The following is a 13,826-nucleotide window of genomic DNA, read 5'->3' as shown; positions in this document are numbered from 1 at the left end:
GTCAGTTATCCCGGTTTTTGCGAGGAGTCGCAGGTGAGAAGAGTGAGGAGAGCAGGACGGAATTCTGAACCTTCAGAGGCTGTCGTTTTGTACCGTTCGGTAAAAGCGGTCACATCGATGCCCATGTAGGGAGAAGGGACCTTTTGTAATCGGTCTAACCCGTTACGGGCAAGTTTCCGTGCAGCGGTCTCATTGCCTAGAGACCATTTCAGGTTCGATGCGGCAAACTGGATGAGGGCTTGAAAAAGGTTTCCTTGCTCACTGTTGTGTCCGAACGCGTGCCACAGTCCCTCAAAAACCTCATGGCATTCCCACCAATAGGCAAAGTTATAGAGGTCGATCCCATACAAGTAATCCTCTGAAGTCTGCCATTCATCTACGGCGAACCGGGTTGGTTTCCGCTCCGGCTTACCATATGAATGCCCGCTTGGATCACGGCGTGGGTGTGGTGCCAGGCCCGGCGCAAACCGGTACGAAGGAAACGGTTGTGTGGAATAACGCGGTCCGTTGGGATCGGGCGGTGTCGGCTCAATCGCCATCGTCTCAGACGCCGTTACAGGGCACCTGAAAGACTGCTCGGTCTTCCAACCGTAAAGCCGTCAATTGCCGTCCCCACACACAGCCACTGTCGATGGCTAAAAGATGTGCTTCGCAGTGGAGTCCTAATGCAGCCCAGTGTCCACAGATGATGGTCGTGTCGCGATGGGATCGGTCAGCAATTTTGAACCAGGGGACATATCCGACGGGGATTCGTTCGGGGGGTCCACTATAAGTAGATTCCATCCGACCATCGGGAGAGCAAGCCCGAAGTCTTGTGAAGACTTTCAAGATAGTTGCCAGTCGAGTCGAACCGGTCAAGGTTGAGGACCATTGTAAGTGTTTACTGGGATAGAGAGCCTGGAGAACGTCCCGATAAAATGGGCCCCGCAAGCCGGTTTCAACCTCATGGGCCAGCTGTTGAGCTTCTTCGATCGACCATTGAGGCAGTACGCCTGCGTGGACAAGGGCGAAAGGATCTTCGTGATAGAAGAGCCGTTGTTGACGGACCCATGCGAGAAGCTCATCACGATCCGGTGCTTCAAGGACCGCCTGCAGGGTATCTTCAGGGCGAACCGCGACAACGCCCTCCGCAACGGCAAGGAGGAACAGGTCATGGTTGCCCAGCACGACAACCGCTCTGTCTTCCAGATCCTTGATATAGCGGAGGACAGAAAGCGAATCCGGCCCACGGTTGACCAAATCGCCGACGAACCAGAGACGGTCGACAGTCGGGTCAAACCGAATATTCTCAATAAGCCGTTGTAAGGCATCATGGCATCCCTGCACATCGCCGATCGCATAGGTGGCCATGGATGAAGGATCGTTCTCCTTTCGCGTTCAACTTGTCGTGACGACACCGAGGCGAGACGGTGACCTCTCACCGGCAGATTCGGTCCATTCGAGTGTTCAGTTATGGAAACTTAGCTTCTATTTGGCTCGACAGTCCGCCTCGAGCGGTGAACGTACCGGTCACTTTCGCCCAAACGGGTCGGCTGGACGTGACGACATCGTGGAGGATTCGGTTGACGGCATTTTCATAGAAGATGCCGAGATTGCGATAGGCATGGATGTATGTCTTGAGGGATTTTAGTTCGAGACATTTTTGATCAGGCATGTAGTGCAGCGTGATGGTCCCGAAGTCCGGCAAATTGGTCTTCGGACAGATCGCAGTGTATTCGGGAATCTCAATCGTTATTTCATACCCCTTATACTGATTTGGGAAAGTGTCTAGTTCAGGCAGAGGAGAGTCGATACCGCTTCTCGCGTGCCGCTCATTGTAGCCCAATTTCGTGGTCTTCTGCTTACCTCTCATGTTCTCCTCTTCTCCGCCGGTCTCGTCACACTTGCTTCATCCATTCGGTCTGGCCGATTTTTTCCAATTCAATGTAGAGCGAGACCCATGGACACTTCATTTCGGGATAGACTTCGCACAGTCCACCCCGACGGACACCTCCGCAAGGGCCGTGTGCCATGAACTTCGGGCATTCAGCCTTGATTGAATCGTCCGGAATCGGCGGGCGTTTATGGACCCCGCCTACGTGGACACCCGCGTCATCTTCGCCCGGGATGAGCACCCGTAGTAGCATAAAAGTCAGTGTAAACGGAACGCGGCGAATCGGCAATCTCTAAACATGAATGTTTGAAAGATTTGGAGACTTTCATGCGTGCTAGTCGATCGTTTGAGATATTTGGGGCGAATGGCCTATCCAGCCAGTGGGATCTAGGCCTTCTTTCGGATGCCCTGGGTCCACTTAGAAGTTGCTTTGATTTCCGTGGCGTTATAATCTTTACAGGTGTGTAGACGATTCGGGGTACGTGTAGTCGAGCATCCATGGGGGCGAGAAAAGGCTTGAGCAAGATTGACAGTCTTTTTTCGGCTTTGCTAGGATGGCCGAGATTCAGTGGCCGAGAGTGTTGGTTCGATTGTCCAGATCCTCAAGTCTCCAAGTTTTTTCGTTGCATGTGACAGCGTAGGGAATATAAGCAGCGGTCTTCCGTTGCTCACGATATAGGGAGGTGCCTGATGAGTCTTGATTATGTCAAATTTTCGAATGGGTTCGAAAAGTTTATGCCGAAAGAATATCGGGACATGGTGGAGCATGGACCTTTTGGGAAAAAGGTCACGGTCTCACAGATGGGAAGTTTCAAGGAAGTGTTGGAGGAGCATCCCATGTGTGCCGGTTGCGCGATGACGCTCTTCATTCGGCTTGCCATGATTGCGTTTCCCAATCCCGAAGATACCATTACTGTCGGAACAGCCGGATGCGGTCGTCTTGCCATCTCTCAGGCTGCGATTCCTTTCGTCTACGGCAACTACGGCGACCAAAACGGCGTGGCGAGCGGCCTGTCCCGTGGCCTCCGTCTTCGCTTCGGCGACAAGCCGAAGGATGTGGTCGTGATGGCCGGCGATGGTGGAACGGCGGATATCGGATTCCAACAGGTTCTCCATTCGTGGTTCCGCAAAGAGCGATTTACGACCATCATGTTGGACAACGAAGTGTATGGGAATACTGGTGGTCAGGAAAGCGGCATGACCAATCGGGGCGCTGTGCTGAAGATGGCCCCTCTCGGCAAGAAGTTCGAAAAGATGGATATGTTACAGATGGCGAAGGTTGCGGGTTGCGCCTATGTGGCGACGGTGGTGCCGAATAATCCACGCCGTGTAGAAAGCGTCATTAAGAAGGCCGTCTTGATCGCTCGCGAAGTCGGCTCGAGCTATATTCAGGCGTATACTTCCTGCAATATCGAGTATGCGATTCCTACCGACAAAGTCATGGAAGATGCGAAGACGGTCGAAAACGATCGGTATCAGTTCACGGAATATGTCAGTGACGAAGCAAAACAATATCTAGCCGATCGGTATGGCTACAAAGAATATCTCCCGAAGCCGACCGCTCCCGCCGGTGCGATTCCAGGCAAGGCCTAAGGACGACGAAAAGGAGTCTGAACTATGGCGAAGCGATTCAACATTCGAATGGCAGGTGTCGGTGGACAGGGTGTTGTGACCGGCTCACATATTCTGAGCACAGCCGTCATCAACGCCGGTGGTGAAAGCACCATCGTGCCGTTTTACGGATCGGAAAAGCGAATGGCGCCGGTTGAAAGCTACGTCCGTGTTTCGGATGAGCCTATCTATGAAATCGGCGAAATCACATTTCCGCACATCATCATCATCTTTCATCCACAGGTCATTACGCACGGCAAATCCTATACGATGCCGTTCTACTTTGGTCTGAAAGAGGACGGGATTGCGCTGATCAATAATGATGGCCCGATGAATTTACACAGGGATCAGGCGCGTGAGCTACAGGAGCGTCGCGCGAAGCTCTATTACTTCCCGGCGACGAAGATCTCATTGGAGGTCGCAGGCATGGACCTCGCCACCAACATGGCCCTGATGGGCTGTATCGGTGCGATTACAGGCCTGACGAGCATGGCTGGATTGGATCAGGCGGTGAAGGATCGGTTCCTCGGAAAAGGCTTCGTGGTATCCGGCGGTACAGCCGCACTCGATAGCGTTGTTGAGCGAAAGTTCAAAAAGAAGCAGGAACTGATCGAGAAGAACGTCGCGGTCATGCGCGCAGGATGGAACTACGCCGTCGACCATGGTTGGGCTGCGGCCGACGTCAAACGTGCTGAAGAACCAGTGGCAGCGGCTACCGCATAGCCGAGCCATAAAGGAGTTTTCATGTACCTCGTAGCTGATATCAGTATTGAAATCTGTGCCGCAAAGAGTTGCAAGCTCTGCACGCAATACTGCCCGGAAGCCAACACGATCAATTACAGTGATGAGATGGGGAAAGATCGCGGATTCAAATACGGTTCAGCCTATGTGGCCGTAGACCGCTGCAAGGGGTGCGCGCAGTGCGTGTGGGTCTGTGACAACATGGCGAAGAACAATGCCATCAAGATGATCATGATCGATCAATTGCCCAAAGCGGCATTGACAGACAATATTACTTATGGTGAGAAGAGCACCACGGCGGTTCTAGCAAGTCCTGTCGTCGGGTAAGTTAAGGAAGGGGAGTCAGGCGTGGCAACTACACAAGATACGAGAGAGCGGATCATCGTACCGGGTCCAGCTGGATTTCATCCGCCGTCTGCAGCGCAGTTAGGTGTAGCCCTGCCGGATCCTGGGCAGGCATTGTACTATGGCCTCCTCGAGCCCAATGAGGAGGTCGTGATTGAAGAGATGGCTCGGAAGATGCTCACGAGCCCAAATGCCACTATTTTCCCAGGTCCTCTCCTCCTGTGGGCTTGGAACGATCACGCTGTAGAAAAAGCGAAGGCGACGCTCGAAATCGCGGCGCAGATCCCTGAAGTCATGATCATTCCGATGCCGGATTATCGGCCGAAATACCCGAAGATCGATCCCGAAGAAGTCATCAATCCCAATCATCCGAATCTGACGATCTGGGGCAATAAGATCGAAGCCTGTATCTTCATCGGTGTGCATTGCCATTATGCGAATCTCACCCTCAAAATGATCAGGGCTGGAACCAATTGCTGCACGATGGCGGTTTGTGCAGAGCAAGGCCATGAAGATGCGATGCTGACAATCCGAGACTCCGATACGCTGAAGATCAAGCGTGTGGCTCAGATTTTCAAGCGTATCCGGGAGGAGATGGGAATCAAGTTGCCGGAGAACGGTGAAAATGTCCGGTTTACCGGCACACAGTCCAAAGTGCATGGCGGGAAGACCCATACTAACCCCATGGCGTTCGCTCCGACTCCAGGTGGGACGGGTAGTGCGGCGATGTTTGGTCATTCTGCCGAGCACATGAAGCGGGAAGGATAAGGTCGAGCGGCAACGCTCGAACTAGCCAAGAGGTGTAACTATGAGCGAGACCGAAGTCAAAACCAATCCACAGGGCGATCCGATTACCAGCGTGGCCGTGCCTAAGTCAGATGGGAAGAAAGATCCCCATGGCGAGGCCAAAAGGCAGCGGGTCGTGACGCCGGAATATATGTTTCACGAGGCGCCTCGGACTAAAGAGTTCATTACCGGCAGTGAAGCGGCGAAGGAGGCGATCCGACGCTCAAATGTGGATTTGGCCATTGCCTATCCCATCACGCCGCAGAGCGAAACGATGCAGCTCGTCGGCGTACTCTACGGGGAAGGCTATGTGAAGGAGTATTATCGTGGCGAAGAAGAAGTTGGCGTCATGGCCGCTATCGCCGGCGGGTCTCGTGCAGGGGTCCGTTGCTACACTGCCACTGCCGGCCCCGGTACGTTACGCGGCCTTGAAGGTATCGCTTCCTGGCCAGGCCACCGTCTTCCGGTCGTCGCCATGTTTACCTGCCGAGTTGTCAACGCTCCACTCGCTATTCAGCCGGATAACATCGAAGTGTCCTATTTGCTCAACTGCGGTATGATTGTGTTTCACGCTGAAAATCAGCAGGACATGTTCGATTTTACGATGGCGGGCTTCACGATCAGCGAAAAGAATGACGTGACGTTGCCCGTCGGTGTCTGCTGTGATGGCTTCTTTGTCACCCATGCCCGTGGCTACGTTCGCATGCAGGATCGAGGAATCAAACTGCCTGGTCGAGAGGCATGGCGCGGGGCGGTTCCAGTCCTGGATGCAGAAAATCCTCCGGCCCGGTTATCGCGCGATGCCCCGGTTCAGAAGTCCAATTTCATGGCGTACAATATTCACGCTGTCTGGCAGCAGGAAGTCTGGGCAGCGGTCGAGCGCTCAAGGAAATATATCGATCGGTACATGGGCGGATTGCTGACGGCTGAAAATGTTGATGATGCCGAAGTGATCATCATTGCGTCCGGCAGCGCAGCCGCGCAATCGCGCGAAGCGGTTCGTCTCTGCAAGGAAAAGGGTATGAAGGTCGGGCTGATCAAGGTCCGCTCCCTCCGCCCGTTTCCGACGAAGGAACTGCGCCAATTGTGCGTGAAGGCCAAGCTCATCGTGGTCCCAGAATTCAACTACGTCGGCTGGCTGGCGAAGGAAGTGGCAACCGCCATCTATGGCTTCTCCAACGCAAAAATCATCGGCGGGCCGCGCGTGTACGGCGGTCAGTCCATGCCGGTGGAGTTGATCGTAGACGAAGTCGAATCCGGTGTGAGCGGTAAGAAATCCACCAACGTCGCGATGTCGCAGATAATGGGCGGGGTGGTCAATCCTGACGAGGTTGCTCACTTTATGCGCAGCATCTGAGGCGAAGCTTCAGAGAAACAAAGGCCCGATCCTTCATGGGATCGGGCCTTTGTATTTTCTGCGAACGCGCGTGCTTCGCCGCCCGTGACTCTGAAAACCTGTCAGGTGCCTTATGAATGACGTTTGGTGAATGACGAGAGGCGTGCTCAGCCCTGAATGTCGTCTTCAGCCATCTCCTCACTGGCCGGCATCCCATAGGCCACGTACTTCGCATACGAGAGGTAGATTGACGCACTATCCGTCATGGCCTTCGAGCCTGCGGTCATTCGTAGGACCTTGTCCGAACCTGGCGGCTCCACATTCTGCAACATCGTGACGTGGTCGTGCAGCAATCTGATATAGCGTTCCACGGCCGCTTCGACCTCTTTATAGGCTTTCAGAATTTCATCCGTCATAGTTGTCCTCCGTAATACGCTGAGCATACACTAGGCTTATGCAAAGCCTCAACGCCACCGTTTCTTCCATTGTGCTCCAGATCATTGAAGAGGCGGCGATACAGGGAGGAGGTGTCCGGCGAAAGGGCCTTGCACAGGAAGTCGCTCAACTCTCAAGTCTCTTCACGAAGAAGCGACCCACATTAGGTTACTCGTACCTTGACGTTCCCTCCTTTGCCTCCGCATATCTCAATTATTTTCTGCCGGTGAATCTTGCCAAGATCCAAGTGCTTCTCGATGAAATGCCGGTCGAGAAGGAACATGGACCATTCTCCGTGCTTGATCTAGGATCAGGGCCGGGCACCGGGAGCCTCGCGGTCCTCGACTGGTGGCATGGGCGCCGGGAGGCTTCGGCCTTGTCTGTTGTGAGCGTGGACCGCTCATCGTCGGCACTGCATGATGCTGCACGATTGTGGGAGCGATATAGTCAAGCAGCAGGGGTGAGGGGAGCGACTCTTCAAACCTACGAAGGAGATTTGGAACGAAGCGTATGGTTGAACGCAGTAGGGCCAAGAGGGCCTTTCGATCTCATCATCCTGGCGAACTGTCTCAACGAGATGTATGCCGGTGCGACAGACCCGGTCGAAACGCGGACTCGCTTCGTGACACAAGCCTTATCCCTCCTTAAAACCTCCGGCACCATGATGATTATGGAACCGGCATTACGCGAGACCTCACGAGCACTGCATCAGGTGCGCGACCGATTACTCCATGACAACCGGTGCACGATCTATAGCCCCTGTCTCCATGAACGGAATTGCCCGGCCCTCGCGAAGCCTGACGATTGGTGCCATGAAGAGCGGATGTGGGAGCCGCCGATGATTGTTCAGCAAATCGACGAACAAGTAGGCTTTATCAAAGATGCCCTAAAGTTTTCGTATGTGTTGCTGCGTAAAGACGGCAAGACAATCGTTGAACGGCGACCTGAGGTCTATCGAATCGTGAGCGAACTCCGTCAACTCAAGGGTGAAAAGCGGGCGTGGCTGTGCAATGAGCGAGGCCGACAGGAGGTTGGGCGGCAGGATCGTCTCGCCTCTCCTCACAACCAAGCGCTCGATCAGTGGCATCGTGGCGCCATCGTGCAGATCGAAAAGATTGTTCACAAAGAACGAAAGGGGAAGGTGTCGTCGCTGGGACGGATCGAACAGGATGGCACTGTCCAGATCGTTCGCTCAGTGTGAGGAGATGCAGGGGAGGAAGCGGCGAACGGACGGGCGTATCGTTCGCGTCATCATGAATTATTCAGACAAGAAAGGATTGAATGATTCCACAGAGGGATGGGTGGAGTCAGGACGAACGGGGTGACCGATGACAGGTTCGCGGTCCTTAGATGGCTAATCCGCTTCCGGTTCAGAGCTACCGTGCTGGTGGGACACCTTGTCTTCTTCGAACAGGTCGGCCATTTCTTCAGCCATTACCGCATCATCATCCTGAATGGCGAACACAGGAATTTCTTTTCTCGTCTTGGGCTTCTCTTCCGGCGAGGAGGGCTCAGGCTGTTTTGGATGATCAGTCATAGGACTTAGTATACACCCGCGCTCAGAAGAACGTGGGTAAATTTATTCGAATGCCTCCAGCGACGACTTCTCAGGGAATTGCTGCTTGCAGTTCCGGCATGTGACGAAATAGTACGCTTCTCGTACGGACACCGTCGCTCGGAAATCGAGACTCACTCCCTTCTGACTGCAGGCCATGCAGGAGATCTCCTTTAATCGCAGCGGCACATCGGGTTGCGTTCGCAGGTAGAACTCCATGTCCGTATAGACCGGAAAGGTGTAGTAGCACTTTTTGCAGATGGCACGCCAGTCACCATCCGGTCCCATGAATCGTTCGTCGATGGCAAAGCTGGACTGTTTACAAATGGCACAGGACACCGTGTTCAGGCGCCGTTCCACTTCCTGTTGGGTTAGCGTGACCATGTTGCGAGTATAACGGGCGAAGAAAGGAAATCGCAACCGCCGCAGACGGCGAGAAGACTTGACGCGCACCATAGTCGAGCTATACTGACATCGCCATGCATGTGATTACGGACAATCTGTTGGTGGGGAGCGTCGATGATGCGCAGGAGCCTCCTGCCACGGTCGGCACGCTCTTACTCGTGGCCGAGGAGTTTTCAATCACGCCGGCTCCTTGGGTGGACTATCGACGGATTCCCCTTCGAGAGTTTGCCAAAGCCGATCCCACCAAGCTGATGGAAGCCGTACAATGGCTTGAATTGCGCGCACCAACAAGCCGAACGCTGGTCTGCTGTCGAGCTGGAATGGGGCGCTCGGTTTCCGTGGTCATGGCATATCTGTGTTGCGTGGAAGGCCGGACCTACGATGAGACGTTGAAGTTGGTCATGGCTCGACGACCCGGCGCCATGCCGTTGCCGAATCTTCAAGTGGCGATCGAACGGGTTCGCCAACTCCGACGTGCCGGTAATCCTCCCGTCCCTCAGTCGTGAGTCTTTTCCCAATCTCACACTATCGTCTTGCCTTTCCGTAATCCGCGTGGCGTAATAGGTGTCTCTCCGCTCTATCGACTGGTCAAGTTATGCCGGAGCTGCCAGAAGCAGAAGTCGTTGCCCGACAGATTCGTTCTTGCCTTCTCGGTGCACAACTGCGCGATGTGTGGGTCGGACGGGCCGATATTGTACGGTCGGGACTCACGTCCTTGTCCCTGTATCGCGGTGCCATCTTGCAGTCTGTCGATCGATACGGAAAGAGTGTTGTCTTGGGTTTTGTGAATGAACGAGCCTGGCGCTATGTGGTGGCCGAGCTTGGGATGACCGGACTGCTCCTGTTCCGGTCGGTGTCCACCAAGCATCCACAGCATATACATGTCAGACTAGTGTTCGAGGGTGCGAGTGAACCGGAACTGCGATACTGGAACCCTCGTCGATTCGGCCGGCTCTCACTGCTGGACAAGACGGGGCTTGAGCACTATCTTGCTCGCCGATTCGGAGTGGACCCGCTCTCTGTCTCGCAGCAGGACTTCGTGAGAGTCTCGCGAGAACGTCGTGGCCGGCTGAAGCCGCTCTTGATGCATCAGCAGGTCATTGCCGGCATCGGGAACATCTACGCGAATGAGATTCTCTTTAGAGCCGGTCTACACCCGAATATGCCGGTCAACCGGCTTTCCGTGGGGAAAGTTGAACGGCTCTACAAGATCATGCGTGAGGTCCTTGGGGAGGCGATCGCCTGCGGGGGGTCGAGCGTGCGAGATTTTTTTGCTCCTGATGGAACAGAGGGGCAATACAAACGTCAGCATCTGGTCTACGGAAAGGAAGGGCAGCCCTGTCCCAATCAATGTGGCAGAGTGATTCGACGGCTTCAAAGTGAACGAAGCTCCTTTTTGTGCCCTCACTGTCAATCGTTACGATTCCCACGGGAAAGGACTATGCAGTAGAACATTTTGTTTTTTAAGCGCTTAGGTCTCCAGGCAACTTGGTAAACCCGCGCTAGGCCTTTTGATCCTCTCCACTTTAGTCCCTCTGGTGTCTTGAGACATCCTGTTGATTTCCGCTACAATCCGGCTCCCCTAATCGGCTACGTTCACGACGAAGGAGAATTCGCATGGCTAAGGTGTTGGAAGGCCCCGGGATGGGGCTGATGAAGAAGTGGGGCATTCATGTTCCCAATTATGTCGTCGTCACTTCCGCAGACGAACTTGCCAAGCTCGGACAAGCCAATGATTGGATGAAGAACTCCAAGCTGGTCGCGAAGGCGCATGAGGCCCTTGGGTCGCGCTTCAAACTCGGTCTGGTGAAGGTCGGGCTTGATCTCGCCGGTGCGGTGGCTGCGACCAAGGAAATGATTGGTCGTCAGGTCGGCAGTATCACAGTCAGCCAGGTCATCGTCTCCGAAATGATCCCTCACAAGGAAGAATACTATTGCGCGGTAAAGTCCACACGGGAAGGCAGCGAGATCCTCGTCGCGAACTGCGGTGGAATCGAAGTCGAATCGAACTGGGATCGGGTGAAGCGGTTGTGCCTCGAAGTCGGGCAGGCTCCCACCCACGAAGCGCTGGAAAAGCTTTCAAAAGACGCAGGTTTTACCGGTGCACTGAGCAAGAAGATGGCCGATTTCGCCGGCAAGATGTTCACCTGTTTCGACACCGAAGATGCGCAGTATCTCGAAGTGAATCCGGTCGTGATCCGGGAGCACGACGGCGAATTGGTGGCGCTTGACGCGGTCACCCTCCTTGACGGTGACGCCAAATTCCGCCATCCGGATTGGAACTTCCAGTTTGCCGCTGAGTTCGGCCGTGCCTACTCCAAAGACGAAATGGAGGTCATGGCGGTCGATTCAAAAATCAAGGGGTCGGTCAAGTTCATCGAAATTCCTGGCGGCGATACGGCGATGCTCCCAGCCGGCGGCGGTGCAAGCGTGTATTATTCTGATGCCGTTGTGGCTCGTGGCGGGAAGCTTGCCAACTATGCCGAGTATTCCGGCGATCCTCCTGACTGGGCCGTCGAAGTCCTGACGGAGAAGGTCTGTTCCTTGCCCGGGATCAAAAACATTATTGTCGGCGGCGCGATTGCGAACTTCACGGATGTGAAAAAAACGTTTGGAGGCATTATCAACGGCTTCCGTAAGGCAAAGGGCGACGGCAAGATGAAAAACGTCAAGATTTGGGTCCGCCGTGGGGGACCTCGTGAAAAAGAAGGTCTTGACGCGATGCGCGCGCTCAAGGACGAGGGCTTCGACATCCACGTCTTCGACCGCAACACCCCGCTGACGGATATTGTCGACAAAGCGTTGCATAAGTAAAACGACAGCGTGCAGTTCTAAGGGGTGAGTAGCGGGCTACTCGTCGCCTCAGGACACGGCACTCAGCACTGACAAGAGGAGATTCCGATGAGTATTCTAGCCAATAAAGACACCCGCGTGGTGATCCAGGGTGGCGCCGCGGGCGTCAATGCAGCCCGCCGTATGGCAGAGTTCTGCTATCTGATCAAGCGTCCGCTCAACGTCGAGGCGTTCGTCTATCCGCCGGACGCCGGCAAAACCAACGAAATTCCGTACGGCAGCGGCTTGATGGCGATCCCGATCTATAAGACTATTGCTGAAGCGACCAAGAACCATTCGACGATCAACACCAGCCTCGTCTATATCGGCGCGGACCGCGCGATGAAGGGCGCGATGGAAGCGCTGGATGACTCCCACATCAAGGTGGTCTCAATGATCACAGAGGGAGTGCCGGAAAAAGACGCGAAGCTGCTTGGCGCGCATGCCCGCAAGCTCGGCAAGGTGTTCAACGGTCCCTCCTCGATCGGAATCATCTCCGCCGGTGCGTGCCGGTTGGGAGTGATCGGCGGAGCGTTCGATAACCTGGTGCTGTCGAAGTTGTATCGTGAGGGTTCGTTCGGCGTCATTACGAAGTCGGGCGGTTTGTCCAACGAGATCATCTGGATCTGCTCGCAGTTTGCGGACGGTATTACGACGGCCATCGGGATCGGCGGTGATGCCTATCCCGGCACCGACTATGTGAGCTATCTCGAAATGTTTGAGAACGATCCACAGACGAAAGCCGTCGTGATCGTCGGTGAAATGGGTGGGGACCTCGAAGAGCGGGCTGCCGAGTGGTATGGAGCCAAGAAACGACGGGTCAAGCTGATCGGTGTCGTCTCCGGATTCTGCCAGGAAAGTTTACCGAAGGGGATGAAGTTTGGCCATGCCGGCGCCAAGGAAGGGATGAAGGGAGAAGGGTCGGCCAGGTCCAAGTCGGATGCGCTCAAGAAGGCCGGTGCCATCGTCCCTCCGACATTCGGCGCTCTTGGACCTGCCATCAAGGACGCGTATCAGGAACTCTTGAAATCCGGTCAGATCAAAGAAATCATCGAGCCTGTCAGTCTTCCCAAGCTCCCCAAAACCGTCGAAGAAGCGATCAAGGCGGACGAAGTCATGGTGGCGCCCCTCATCCGCACGACGATCAGCGACGATCGCGGTGACGAACCGTGCTATGACGGCTATCCAGCCTCCGAACTCATCAACAAGGGTTACGAAATCCCGCACGTCATCGGTTTACTGTGGGACAAGCGGCTGATCTCGAAGCAAGAGGCCGAAATCATCAAGCGAATTATGATGCTATCAGCCGACCATGGCCCCTGTGTCAGCGGGGCCTATGCGACGATTCTGGCCGCCTGCGCCGGGATCGGGCTGTCGCAAGCCGTGGCTGCCGGATTGATTATGATTGGACCTCGCTTTGGAGGCGCGGTCACGGACGCCGGTCGCTGGTTCAAATATGCGGTCGACAACAAGATGAACGTGGATGAGTTCCTGGCCTACATGAAGAAGAACGTCGGGCCTGTGCCCGGTATCGGCCACCGGGTAAAAAGCTTGCGCAATCCGGACAAGCGAGTGAAGGAACTCGTCGGCTATGTGAAGAGTCTCCATATCAAGACGCCCTGTCTCGATTTCGCCTTGCAAGTTGAGCAGGTGACGGCGGCCAAGAAAGACAATCTGATTCTGAACGTGGATGGGACGATGGCGGCTGTTCTGGTCGATCTCGGCTTCCCAGTCGACAGCTTGAACGGCTTCTTTATTCTCTCGCGCACGATCGGGTTGATCGGCCACTGGGTCGATCAGAAGCGACAGGACAGCCGGTTGATTCGGCTATTCGATTACCTGGTGAACTACGCGGCGCCGAAGCGGCGGGAAGTACCGCCGTTAAAATAGCGCCGCGAAGTGACACC

Annotated in this window: 16 protein-coding genes and 1 pseudogene; 10 read left to right on the top strand and 7 right to left on the bottom strand. The window is 54.9% G+C overall.

The genetic code is table 11. From position 1 onward, the window contains the following. Nucleotides 1-5: 5 nt before the first annotated feature. The 4 genes from H8K04_15845 to H8K04_15830 all read right to left on the bottom strand — a co-directional run bounded on the left by H8K04_15845 (nt 6) and on the right by H8K04_15830 (nt 2,126). Nucleotides 6-539, bottom strand: coding sequence for a DUF309 domain-containing protein (locus H8K04_15845; protein UVT15269.1), 534 nt, complete (start codon nt 537-539; stop codon nt 6-8). Nucleotides 540-543: 4 nt separating this feature from the next. Further along, nucleotides 544-1,350 (bottom strand): symmetrical bis(5'-nucleosyl)-tetraphosphatase, encoded by an 807-nt coding sequence (locus H8K04_15840; protein ID UVT15268.1) that lies wholly within the window; start codon nt 1,348-1,350, stop codon nt 544-546. 100 nt (nt 1,351-1,450) lie between these two features. Further along, nucleotides 1,451-1,852: an NADPH-dependent 7-cyano-7-deazaguanine reductase QueF gene (gene queF, locus H8K04_15835; protein ID UVT15267.1), complete on the bottom strand. Its 402-nt coding sequence runs from the start codon at nt 1,850-1,852 to the stop codon at nt 1,451-1,453. Between the two features lie 25 nt (nt 1,853-1,877). Continuing rightward, entirely contained in the window at nt 1,878-2,126 is a 249-nt protein-coding gene (locus tag H8K04_15830; GenBank protein ID UVT18014.1) for a methylenetetrahydrofolate reductase C-terminal domain-containing protein, read from the bottom strand. Between the two features lie 437 nt (nt 2,127-2,563). Between H8K04_15830 and H8K04_15825 the strand changes: the two genes are divergently transcribed. From H8K04_15825 to H8K04_15805, 5 genes and pseudogenes are all read left to right on the top strand, one after another. Beyond that, nucleotides 2,564-3,466 carry a ferredoxin oxidoreductase gene (locus tag H8K04_15825; GenBank protein UVT15266.1) on the top strand — a complete coding sequence of 301 codons (903 nt, stop codon included), beginning with the start codon at nt 2,564-2,566 and terminating at the stop codon, nt 3,464-3,466. A gap of 24 nt (nt 3,467-3,490) precedes the next feature. Then, a complete protein-coding gene (locus tag H8K04_15820) occupies nt 3,491-4,207 on the top strand; it encodes a 2-oxoacid:acceptor oxidoreductase family protein (GenBank protein UVT15265.1) in 717 nt (238 codons plus the stop codon). Nucleotides 4,208-4,228: 21 nt separating this feature from the next. After that, nucleotides 4,229-4,459, top strand: a pseudogene (locus H8K04_15815) (hypothetical protein). Between the two features lie 114 nt (nt 4,460-4,573). After that, complete coding sequence (locus H8K04_15810; GenBank protein ID UVT15264.1) at nt 4,574-5,338, top strand: 2-oxoglutarate:ferredoxin oxidoreductase; 765 nt, start codon at nt 4,574-4,576, stop codon at nt 5,336-5,338. A gap of 40 nt (nt 5,339-5,378) precedes the next feature. Continuing rightward, nucleotides 5,379-6,713, top strand: coding sequence for a ferredoxin oxidoreductase (locus H8K04_15805; protein ID UVT15263.1), 1,335 nt, complete (start codon nt 5,379-5,381; stop codon nt 6,711-6,713). A 146-nt stretch (nt 6,714-6,859) separates the two neighbouring features. Here the strand turns inward: H8K04_15805 and H8K04_15800 are convergent, their stop codons facing one another. Continuing rightward, nucleotides 6,860-7,108: a hypothetical protein gene (locus tag H8K04_15800; protein UVT15262.1), complete on the bottom strand. Its 249-nt coding sequence runs from the start codon at nt 7,106-7,108 to the stop codon at nt 6,860-6,862. 38 nt (nt 7,109-7,146) lie between these two features. Here H8K04_15800 and H8K04_15795 point away from each other — a divergent pair, with 38 nt between their 5' ends. Beyond that, a complete protein-coding gene (locus H8K04_15795) occupies nt 7,147-8,328 on the top strand; it encodes a hypothetical protein (protein UVT15261.1) in 1,182 nt (393 codons plus the stop codon). 153 nt (nt 8,329-8,481) lie between these two features. Here H8K04_15795 and H8K04_15790 read toward each other — a convergent pair whose 3' ends face one another. Continuing rightward, nucleotides 8,482-8,664 carry a hypothetical protein gene (locus H8K04_15790; protein UVT15260.1) on the bottom strand — a complete coding sequence of 61 codons (183 nt, stop codon included), beginning with the start codon at nt 8,662-8,664 and terminating at the stop codon, nt 8,482-8,484. A gap of 42 nt (nt 8,665-8,706) precedes the next feature. Next, nucleotides 8,707-9,066 carry a hypothetical protein gene (locus H8K04_15785; protein ID UVT18013.1) on the bottom strand — a complete coding sequence of 120 codons (360 nt, stop codon included), beginning with the start codon at nt 9,064-9,066 and terminating at the stop codon, nt 8,707-8,709. 95 nt (nt 9,067-9,161) lie between these two features. Between H8K04_15785 and H8K04_15780 the strand changes: the two genes are divergently transcribed. The 4 genes from H8K04_15780 to H8K04_15765 all read left to right on the top strand — a co-directional run bounded on the left by H8K04_15780 (nt 9,162) and on the right by H8K04_15765 (nt 13,809). After that, a complete protein-coding gene (locus H8K04_15780) occupies nt 9,162-9,593 on the top strand; it encodes a dual specificity protein phosphatase family protein (protein ID UVT15259.1) in 432 nt (143 codons plus the stop codon). Between the two features lie 89 nt (nt 9,594-9,682). Continuing rightward, nucleotides 9,683-10,537 carry a bifunctional DNA-formamidopyrimidine glycosylase/DNA-(apurinic or apyrimidinic site) lyase gene (gene mutM / locus H8K04_15775; GenBank protein UVT15258.1) on the top strand — a complete coding sequence of 285 codons (855 nt, stop codon included), beginning with the start codon at nt 9,683-9,685 and terminating at the stop codon, nt 10,535-10,537. A gap of 167 nt (nt 10,538-10,704) precedes the next feature. Then, entirely contained in the window at nt 10,705-11,901 is a 1,197-nt protein-coding gene (locus H8K04_15770) for an ATP citrate lyase (GenBank protein ID UVT15257.1), read from the top strand. A gap of 87 nt (nt 11,902-11,988) precedes the next feature. After that, the gene (locus H8K04_15765; GenBank protein ID UVT15256.1) at nt 11,989-13,809 is read left to right on the top strand and encodes an ATP citrate lyase; all 1,821 of its coding nucleotides are present in this window, start codon (nt 11,989-11,991) and stop codon (nt 13,807-13,809) included. The last annotated feature ends 17 nt before the right edge of the window (nt 13,810-13,826 follow it).

This window comes from Nitrospira sp. (assembly GCA_024760525.1).
Classification (GTDB): domain Bacteria; phylum Nitrospirota; class Nitrospiria; order Nitrospirales; family Nitrospiraceae; genus Nitrospira_D.
This window is presented reverse-complemented; position numbering and strand designations above follow the sequence as displayed.